10 protein-coding genes and 1 pseudogene are annotated in these 8,858 nt (G+C 61.7%); 3 read left to right on the top strand and 8 right to left on the bottom strand.

From position 1 onward, the window contains the following. The 8 genes and pseudogenes from C7450_RS34375 to C7450_RS32280 form a co-directional block, all read right to left on the bottom strand. Nucleotides 1-687, bottom strand: a 687-nt coding sequence (locus C7450_RS34375; RefSeq protein ID WP_210206603.1) for a hypothetical protein, incomplete at its 3' end; no start/stop codon positions are given. 2 nt (nucleotides 688-689) lie between these two features. Beyond that, on the bottom strand, nucleotides 690-1,673 hold the full coding sequence (locus C7450_RS32305) for an IS3 family transposase (protein ID WP_245450298.1): 984 nt from the start codon (nucleotides 1,671-1,673) through the stop codon (nucleotides 690-692). Next, a pseudogene (locus C7450_RS34855) lies at nucleotides 1,640-1,792 on the bottom strand (transposase); the annotation flags it as partial. The pseudogene C7450_RS34855 and the gene C7450_RS32305, both read right to left, overlap by 34 nt. Nucleotides 1,793-1,974: 182 nt before the next feature. Then, nucleotides 1,975-2,736 carry a hypothetical protein gene (locus C7450_RS32300; RefSeq protein ID WP_210206602.1) on the bottom strand — a complete coding sequence of 254 codons (762 nt, stop codon included), beginning with the start codon at nucleotides 2,734-2,736 and terminating at the stop codon, nucleotides 1,975-1,977. After that, nucleotides 2,733-3,545: an ABC transporter permease gene (locus C7450_RS32295; protein ID WP_210206604.1), complete on the bottom strand. Its 813-nt coding sequence runs from the start codon at nucleotides 3,543-3,545 to the stop codon at nucleotides 2,733-2,735. Before C7450_RS32295 ends, C7450_RS32300 begins: the two co-directional genes overlap by 4 nt. Further along, nucleotides 3,545-4,375 carry an ABC transporter permease gene (locus tag C7450_RS32290; RefSeq protein WP_425351275.1) on the bottom strand — a complete coding sequence of 277 codons (831 nt, stop codon included), beginning with the start codon at nucleotides 4,373-4,375 and terminating at the stop codon, nucleotides 3,545-3,547. The genes C7450_RS32295 and C7450_RS32290 overlap by 1 nt, the downstream gene beginning before the upstream one ends. Before the next feature lie 164 nt (nucleotides 4,376-4,539). Then, nucleotides 4,540-5,670: an ABC transporter substrate-binding protein gene (locus tag C7450_RS32285; RefSeq protein ID WP_110378523.1), complete on the bottom strand. Its 1,131-nt coding sequence runs from the start codon at nucleotides 5,668-5,670 to the stop codon at nucleotides 4,540-4,542. A gap of 15 nt (nucleotides 5,671-5,685) precedes the next feature. Then, nucleotides 5,686-6,777: an ABC transporter ATP-binding protein gene (locus C7450_RS32280; RefSeq protein ID WP_110378522.1), complete on the bottom strand. Its 1,092-nt coding sequence runs from the start codon at nucleotides 6,775-6,777 to the stop codon at nucleotides 5,686-5,688. 142 nt (nucleotides 6,778-6,919) lie between these two features. Here C7450_RS32280 and C7450_RS32275 point away from each other — a divergent pair, with 142 nt between their 5' ends. The 3 genes from C7450_RS32275 to map all read left to right on the top strand — a co-directional run bounded on the left by C7450_RS32275 (nucleotide 6,920) and on the right by map (nucleotide 8,580). Then, complete coding sequence (locus tag C7450_RS32275; protein WP_170147557.1) at nucleotides 6,920-7,435, top strand: 2'-5' RNA ligase family protein; 516 nt, start codon at nucleotides 6,920-6,922, stop codon at nucleotides 7,433-7,435. 135 nt (nucleotides 7,436-7,570) lie between these two features. Next, complete coding sequence (locus C7450_RS32270) at nucleotides 7,571-7,783, top strand: ParD-like family protein (protein WP_110378520.1); 213 nt, start codon at nucleotides 7,571-7,573, stop codon at nucleotides 7,781-7,783. Beyond that, nucleotides 7,780-8,580, top strand: coding sequence for a type I methionyl aminopeptidase (gene map, locus C7450_RS32265; RefSeq protein ID WP_110378519.1), 801 nt, complete (start codon nucleotides 7,780-7,782; stop codon nucleotides 8,578-8,580). Before C7450_RS32270 ends, map begins: the two co-directional genes overlap by 4 nt. Nucleotides 8,581-8,858: the final 278 nt, after the last annotated feature.

The following is an 8,858-nucleotide window of genomic DNA, read 5'->3' as shown; positions in this document are numbered from 1 at the left end:
GCTAGTGGTTCTCTTGACTCCGACATTTGCTCCGAGGCCCGTATCAGGCGGATGCAAATGTCGGAGCAGAACCACTAGTGGAGCGAATTTGACATTTGAGACTCGCCTCACATCAGGCTCCGGATCAAATGTCAAATTCAAAAGCTCCACTAGAACCATTAACTTGCTAGTGGTTCTCTTGACTCCGACATTTGCTCCGAGGCCCGTATCAGGCGGATGCAAATGTCGGAGCAGAACCACTAGTGGAGCGAATTTGACATGTGAGTCCCGCCTCACATCAGGCTCCGGATCAAATGTCAAATTCAAAAGCTCCACTAGAACCATTAACTTGCTAGTGGTTCTCTTGACTCCGACATTTGCTCCGAGGCCCGTATCAGGCGGATGCAAATGTCGGAGCAGAACCACTAGTGGAGCGAATTTGACATGTGAGTCCCGCCTCACATCAGGCTCCGGATCAAATGTCAAATTCAAAAGCTCCACTAGAACCATTAACTTGCTAGTGGTTCTCTTGACTCCGACATTTGCTCCGAGGCCCGTATCAGGCGGATGCAAATGTCGGAGCAGAACCACTAGTGGAGCGAATTTGACATGTGAGTCCCGCCTCACATCAGGCTCCAGATCAAATGTCAAATTCAAATGATCCGAGACCGAACGCTGGACCGCCGGAAGGTAGAGTTTTCCGGCCATGATCACGTCGGCGGGCTGGTGATGCCGCCGTGATTGGTCAACGAGATCGGGACCTTGTGCCCGATCGCCCCGTGAGGACGATCCTCGTTGTAGTATCTGCGCCAAGCCTCCAACTTTTCGGCCGCGTCCGCAAGGGTCAGGAACCAGTGGGCGTTCAGGCACTCGGCTCGGAAGCGACCGTTGAAGGCCTCGATGTAGGCGTTGTCGGTGGGCTTGCCGGGCCGGGAGAAGTCAAGCGTGACGCCCTTGGCATAGGCCCACAGGTCGAGGTCCCGGGACACGAACTCGGAGCCATTGTCTACCCTGATGGTTCGGGGATAGCCGATCCGCGAGCAGGCCCTTTCCAAAGCCAGAACCACGTGCTCGCCGCGATAGCTGAACCGCGGATCGAGCACCGGCACATAGCGCGAGAAGGTATCCACGACCGTCAACACGCGCAGCTTGGTCCCGGTCGCCAACTGGTCGTGGACGAAGTCCATGGCCCACACATCGTTCGGCCCGACCGCATCCTGGCGATCCTCCCGAAGCTTCGCCTTCACCCGCCGCTTGGGCGTCTTGTTTCTCAGCTGCATGCCCAACTCGCTGTAAATCCTGCGGGTTCGCTTCTCGTTGATGTCATGGCCTTCCCGGCGCAGCAGCACATGCACACGTCGGTAGCCATACCGGACTCGCGTCTCGCAGATGTCCCTGATCCGAGCTTCGATGCCGGCCTGATCGCGGCGGCGCGCCTTGTAGTGGTATGTCGAGGTGTCAAACTCCAGGACCCCGCAGGCCCGACGGATCGACACGTCCCACTCTCGGCACAACTGCGCCACCAGCTCGCGTTTGCGACCAGGCCTCACAGTTTTCGGCGGATCACGTCCTGCAGCATCTCCTTGTCGAGCGACAGGTCCGCCACCAGCTTGCGCAGCCTGCTGTTCTCGTCCTCGAGCTGCTTCAGCCGTCGCATCTCTGTCGGCAACAGCCCGTCGAACTTCTTCTTCCAGTTGAAGTAGGTCGCCTGGCTGACCCCCGCCCGCCGGCAGATCTCGGCAACCGGCACCCCATCGGCGCCCTGCTTCAAAATGAACGCCTTCTGCGCGTCCGAAAACTTCGATGCCTTCATCGTTCTCCGCTCCTTCCAGCCACAACAGGCTAGCGCGGAAAACTCCACCTCAAAACGATCCAGTTTCCTGGGCTCAGATCACAAAAGCTCCACTAGAATCATTAACTTGCTAGTGGTTCTCTTGACTCCGGCATTGGCTCCGAGGCCCGTATCAGGCGGATGCAAATGTCGGAGCCGAACCACTAGTCGGCTATCAGCGCTCTCCGCGCTTCCATTTCGAGGTCTTCATAGGACGCCTTTTCGACGGTGATGCCGACCGCCTGGATGGTCCCCCCATGGAACGTGCCGGGCGTCTTGTATTCGGCACTGACGGCGTCGCCGCTGTCGTAACCAACGCAGAGGCCGTCGCCCGATAGGGTAAACTTGGCCGCCTGCGTCTTCATCGGGCCTTGGGCAACGACCTTGTCGTTGACGTACAACTTCAGCGTGCCCAGCGATTCCTTGTGCGAACCGGCACCCGTGCGCGTGAACTCCATTCCGAGCGTGTACTTCCCGGGCTTCAGTGTCTCGGTGGAGACAAACTTCTGCTCCGGCTTGATGCCGAGGAAGTTATAGACATAGTGAAGCTTGTGGTCCTTGATGAACAACGCATGTCCGCCGAAGCGCGACCCGTGTGCGAAGATGACGCCGCCGGCATCCGCATCTCTAATGTCGACATTGGCGAGGATCTTGTACGAGCGATTGCGGATGTTGACTGCAACGCCTTCCGGCACCGGTGCCGTGTCGGGGTCATAGACGTAACGTTCACGCGCAGGCTCGGCCGAGGGGCGCTCCAGGGTTAAGAGTTCAGACGCGGTGCGATCATCGATCGGCAGAGCGAGATTGGCGCGGGCTTCCTCGTCCCATGCTTTCTTCAGCGCCTCCAGCTTGTCGGGGTATCCCGCTCTTCCGCTGTCGTAAGGATGACGGACAGGTTCAGCGACCTGCGGCCGAAAGCACCTCAAGAGCCCACCTTGGCGAGCACATCGGCGCGCAGAAACCGCTCGATGAACAGCATGAACAGGACGGATGGCACGAGGAGGATGAGGGCCGTGATCGAGGCGACCTGATAATTGCCGCCCATGGCCGCGTTGTAGAGCAGCAGCGGCAGCGTGATCACCTGCGGCACGCCGACGAAGAACGTGCCGGTGAATTCGTCGAGCGATTCCAGGAAGACGAAGATGCCGCTGGCGATAATGCCGGGCGCCGCGAGCGGAAGCGTGACCGTGAAGAAGGTCCGCAGGGCGGAGGCGCCGATGTTCCGGGCCGCGAGTTCCAGGTCCTTGTCGACCGCCGCAAAGGCGGCTGCGGCGATCCACACGGAATAGACAAGACCGTGGGCGGCATGCACCAGCACGACGCCGAGCACCGTGCCGTTGATCCCGAGATGATAGAAAATGCGCGCGACATTGATGTAGATCGCCACCGACGGAAAAGCCTGGGGCAGCAGGAAGACGATCATGAACAAGGCGCGCATCGGCAGCTTCAGGCGCCCCAGGGCGTAGCCGGCCGGCACCGACAAGGCCAGCGCGATCAGGACCGTCAGGATCGCGATCCAGATCGACGTTCCGAGCGACGCCATGGCATCACCCGTCGGGCGGAACACCTGCTCCCAATAGCGGGTGCCGTAGACGACCGGAAGCTTGTAGGGCGTGTACCAGCGCTCCGCCACCGACCACAGCGCCAGATTGGCCAAAGGACCGAACAGCAGGAAGGCGAAGACGACGAGGAGCGCGCTGGCGAGGGACGCGCGCAGCAAGGATGCGGCGCGGATCACGACGCCGTCTCCTTCGTCATGCCGTGCCGGAGGTAGAGGATCGCAGCGCCGGCGCTGATGAGATAGGTGATGACGCCGAGCGCATTGGCAGTGGCATAGTCGCCATAGGCGTTGATGCGGAAAGCCATGTCGACCGTCAGCATGGTGGGTTGCGAGCCTGCCACCATCATCGGAACGGAAAGCACCGAGAGCATGGTGACGAAGGACAGGACGAGCGCGACGAGCAGCGTCGGCAGGACCTGCGGCAGGGCGAGTTCGATGAGCACCCTGAGCCGCGAGGCGCCAAGATTGCGCCCGGCCTCCAGGGTTGCCCGGTCGAGCGCGGCCAAAGCCCCGGCGAGGAGCAGCGCGACGAACGGCGTCTGCTTCCACACGAAGGTGGCGATGATCCCGCGCCAGTCGAGATAGCTCACCGCCTGCAGGGGTTCCATCAGGCCGAGCGACACGAAGGTGTTGTTCATCAGCCCGTTCTTCGCGAGGAAGGTGCGCATGCACTGCGCGGCGACGATGAACGGGATGAACAGGGGCCAGCGGTAGAGGGCGCGCAGCGTGCCGACGATCCAGGGATTTTCGCCGAGCGTGAGCGTGCCCGCGATGGCGACGGCCACAAGCGCCGTCAGGGCGCAGGACGTCACCACGATGACGACCGTGAAGAAGATGTCGCCGGAATAGAGTTCGTAAGCTTTTGCAAAAGCTTGGAGCGAAAAGCCACCATCCGGATCGGTGAAGGCCGAAATGAGCGAGAAGCACAGCGGATAGAGGAAAAGTGCGGCCACGAGTGCAAGACCGGGCGCGATCAGCAGCAAGGCGAGCTGACGTTGGGACAGGCTCATGACGGCAATTCTCGGCAGGGGAAGGCGACGTCCGGGATGGGCGTCCCAACAATGGCAATCCGCGGTCCACGCCCTCAGTCATTCAGGCGTGGAACCGCGCTCTCCAGGGTGCTGGGCAGGATGCCGGCGCAAGCGCCTGGCATCCCGCAAGGCGAAGCTCAGTTCGCGACCTTCTTCTCGTAGCCTTCGAGAATGTCGTTGAAGTAAGGCGCGATCGGGAAGGGCTTGGCGTTCGCGGCCAGGTCCGTCGGGGTGATATCGGTGAAGAGCTTGTCCCAGGCGGCCTTGTCGAGTTTGCCCTCGAGGTTCTTGGCGTCGATGCCCGGATACCAGTTGAACTTCTTGACGATGCCGTCGGCCTGGACCTGCGGGCTCGTGGCAAGGGCGATGAACTCGCTGGCGAGCTTCTGCTGCGCCGACTTCTCGGGCACGGCGTAATACATCGGCTGGCCCGGCATGCCGGGCGCCGCCAGCTTGAGCTTCATGTTCGGCGGCAGCTTGCCGTCGGCCTGCCAGGAATAGAACATGTCGACCCACACCGGCCCCATGGCGATCTCGCCGCGATTGAGCATGTCGAGCGTGCCGGCGTTGCCGGGGGTGATGACGACGTTCTTGTTGAAGTCCTTGAGTTCGGCGAAAGCCTTGTCCCACCTGGCTTTTTCGGCCGCATCATAGGGACCCGCGATCAACTTGCCGGCGTCGCCGCCGAAGGCATAGACCCAGCCGGCGACGAAGGCGACGCCCGACATGCCGCCCTTGATGCCGTTGTAGCCGAACTGCTTCGGGTTCTTATTCACCCATTCCTTGAGCTCAACGAAGTTGTTCGGCGGGGACTTGAGCATGTCGGCATTGTAAGCGAGTGCCGTCTGGGACTGGAACATCGGCATGACATAGCCCGACACGTCCGAGCCGAGGGCGTTCTTGGCGGTCTCGCTGGATACGAGCTTCGCGGTATCCACCTTGTCGGTGTATTTCGCGAGGAGCCCCTCCTTCACCATGGTCCCGGCGGCCTTCTGGTGGATCACGACCACGTCGAAGTCACTGGCGCCGGCCCCCTTCTGGGCATCCAGCTTCTCGTAGATCTTCTGCGAGCCGGCATCGCCGGGACCGGTGCCGACGGAGACGACTTTCACGCCGGGGTGGCTCTTCTCGAACAAGGGCCCGAGATAGTCCTTCACGTAGTCGACCATGTTCTGGTCGCCTGCGGAGGCGACATTCAAGGTCTGGGCATAGACCGGAGACGCTGCGGTGAGCGCCGCCAGAGAACAGGCAATGGTGAGGATGCGCATGGGCTTGGCTCCTGGTTAGGCAGCTAGGGCGGCTTCGGCCGCCGGGAAGATGTGAAGGCGTTCAGTGGGGATGCGCAGGCTGACGGCGACGCCGGGTTCGTGGCGCGTGGCGTCATCGACGGTGATCTGCCGGCCGGCCGCCTCGACGCGATAGCGATAGAGCCCGCCGGGATAGCTGCGCGCGACGATCAGCCCCGGCACGAGGAGATCGCCGCGCGGATCGGCATCCGGCGCGTCCAGACTGGCGACATCGTCACGGAAATAGGCGACGGCCTCCCCTGTCGGGTGCGCCGGCGCATCCCTGTTTGTAAGGTGGACGACGGCGCCGCCAGCGGTGATGGCGGTTCCGGCTCCGGTGCGCTCGACATGCAGAGGCAGGACGTTCTCCGCACCCATGAAATTGGCGACGAAGGCGCTCGCCGGCCGGTCATAGACCTCCTCGGGGCTTCCGACCTGGGCGACCCGGCCGGCCTGCATGATGACGAGCCGATCGGCCATCGTCATGGCTTCCTCACGATCATGGGTGACATGGATGGCGGTGACGCCGAGCCGCTGCTGGATCGCGCGGATCTCGTGGCGCATCGTCATGCGGATCTTGGCGTCGAGATTGGACAGGGGCTCGTCGAGCAGCAGGATTCCAGGATCGATGGCCAGCGCCCGCCCCAGCGCGACACGCTGGCGCTGTCCGCCCGACAGCGCCGTGACCTTGCGCTCCTCATAGCCGGTGAGGCCGAGCATGGCGAGCAGGGCGGCCACCTTGGCCACGATCTCCGCCTTCGGCTTGCCGCGCAGCCTCAGCCCGTAACCCATGTTCTGCAGCACGGTCATGTGCGGCCACAGGGCGTAGGACTGAAACACCATCGCCATGCCGCGCTTTTCCGGCGGCAGCGGCGCGACATCGCGGTTCCCGACGAGAATAGCCCCCGACGTGACCGGCACGAATCCGCACAGGGATCGCAGCAGGGTCGTCTTGCCGCAGCCCGACGAGCCCAGGAGCGCCGTGAAGGTGCCGGGTGCGAAATCGAGGCTGACGCCGTGCAGGACCGGCGTACCACCATAGGCAACACGCAGATCACGGACCTGGATGGCCGCGCCTGCGCAGGACATGGTTTGCGTTTCCGCCTGCACGATCCACTCCCCCCTTTTTTGCGGCTCTCGTCACAAAAATGGAATTAATCTTCCATTCCAAGACAACCTTGGAATAAACATAACGATCTATAGCCTGCTCATGCAACGGATTTATGAAGCCATGCCTGCCGCCGTCCGATCGATCTGGCTCATGCCGAGCAACGACGACGAAACCTTGCTCGCGTCACTGGTCCGGGATCTCGCGGATCGCTTCGGGACGCCGGTTTTCCAACCGCATCTGACGCTGCGCGGCGATACGACGACAGAGACCGCCGCGCTCACCGAGGCGATTGCCGCGGCCGCGCGCCAGGTGCCGGTTTTCGCGGAACCGATCAGCAGCGTTGACATCACGGAGGCTTATTTCAGAGCCTTCTATGCGCGCTTCGCTGTCTCGCCCACCCTGGCAACGCTGAAACGCAGCCTGGACCCGGCGGAAGCCGGATCCTTTCTGCCGCATATATCGCTGCTCTACGGAACGCTCCCGGCGGAGCGGAAAGTGCCCGCCGCCGCCGCAATGGGCCGGCGCCTCGCCGGCCGCAGGATCACCTTCGACCGGATCTGTGTGGTCCGTTCCGGGCAGGATATCCCCATAGCCGAATGGTCGGTCCTGGCGACCGCGCCGCTGAAGCGGAGCTAGTGGTTCGACGCCGACATTTGCATCCGCCTTTTGATCGGAACAAGTGCGCAAAAGGCGGACTTGCTCTAGGCTTCCCTTGGCATTCTCGCGCGCAGTCTATATATGCCTCATATACGAACCGTATATGGATATCCCATGGGCATTGTGAACATAGATGATGATTTGCACGAGCAGGTGCGCCGGGCGAGCAGGGTATCGTATCGTTCGATCAATGCGCAGGCCGCCTATTGGATCAAGGTCGGCATGCTCTGCGAGACCAATCCAACGCTCAGTTTCTCCGAGATCATGGGACGGGAGCTCGATTCCGTAGGCGTTTCGGCTCCAGTACTGGCTCCGAGCAAAGCATGACGAAGCAGCCTCAGGAACTGGCGTTGCTGGCCGAATCCGGCCGGCTACTGGCGTCCGTATTCGAAATGCTGGATCGAACCTCGCTCGTCGGTCTGTCGACACTTCAAATCAATGAACAGGTCGAGCGCTTTATCGTTCACGATCTCCATGCCCGCCCCGCGAGCAAGGGCCAATACGGCTATGGTTTTGTATTGAATGCTTCCTTGAACGATGTGGTCTGCCACGGCGTTCCGTCACAATCGACCGTGCTGCGGAACGGCGACATCGTCAATTTCGACATCACCCTTGAGAAGAACGGCTATATCGCGGATTCCAGCAAAACCTATCTCGTTGGGGAGGTCAGTCCAGCCGCCAGGAGGCTGGTCCAGACCACCTACGAAGCCATGTGGATGGGCATCCGTTCGGTTCGCCCGGGCGCGCGGCTCGGAGACATCGGCTGGGCGATAGAACGACATGCCAAGCGCAATGGCTGTTCTGTGGTGCATGAATATTGCGGCCACGGCATCGGCCGGGAGATGCATGAGGAACCGCAGATTCTGCATTTCGGAAAGCCGGGAACCGGCCTTATCCTCCGTGAGGGCATGGTGTTCACGATCGAGCCGATGCTCAATCGAGGTCGACGGAGTGTGAGAACGGAGGCTGACGGCTGGACTGTCGTGACGAGAGACGGGTCGCTGTCCGCGCAATTCGAGCATACCGTCGCCGTGACAGCGTCCGGCGTGTCGGTGCTGACGCTGCGCCCCGACGAACCTGGCTCAGGACCAGTCAAGCGGCTCGCGCTGGCGACGGTTGGTTGATCGGGCTCTGGCCAATGAGCCCGTGATTTCGCCCCGTACTCGCATTGACGGCCAGGAACCCAAATGACACACAGATGTGCGCAATAGCGACAGTCTCGATGCCTTGGAGACTAGGACGACAACGCATGAGGATTGGTGATTGGACATGGTTTCCGACCCAACGTCTCGACCGGCGGACAAGCCAGCGCCCCCGCCCGTATCTCCCAGGCAATTCTCGACAGATGCGCTGCCGCCCTCGGACCAGTTCGATGCGTGGCGAGATCATTACCGCGACGTGT

This window comes from Chelatococcus asaccharovorans, assembly GCF_003201475.1.
In the GTDB taxonomy this organism is placed as follows: domain Bacteria; phylum Pseudomonadota; class Alphaproteobacteria; order Rhizobiales; family Beijerinckiaceae; genus Chelatococcus; species Chelatococcus asaccharovorans.
Note: the sequence above shows the minus strand (reverse complement) of the source record. Positions and strands in the feature narration are given on the sequence as shown.

Excerpts from the sequence above, each read along its gene's own strand:
- C7450_RS32285 (WP_110378523.1), bottom strand. The coding sequence starts at position 5,670 with ATGCGCATCCTCACCATTGCCTGTTCTCTGGCGGCGCTCACCGCAGCG.
- C7450_RS32280 (WP_110378522.1), bottom strand. The coding sequence starts at position 6,777 with ATGTCCTGCGCAGGCGCGGCCATCCAGGTCCGTGATCTGCGTGTTGCC.
- C7450_RS32275 (WP_170147557.1), top strand. The coding sequence starts at position 6,920 with ATGCCTGCCGCCGTCCGATCGATCTGGCTCATGCCGAGCAACGACGAC.
- C7450_RS32270 (WP_110378520.1), top strand. The coding sequence starts at position 7,571 with ATGGGCATTGTGAACATAGATGATGATTTGCACGAGCAGGTGCGCCGG.
- map (WP_110378519.1), top strand. The coding sequence starts at position 7,780 with ATGACGAAGCAGCCTCAGGAACTGGCGTTGCTGGCCGAATCCGGCCGG.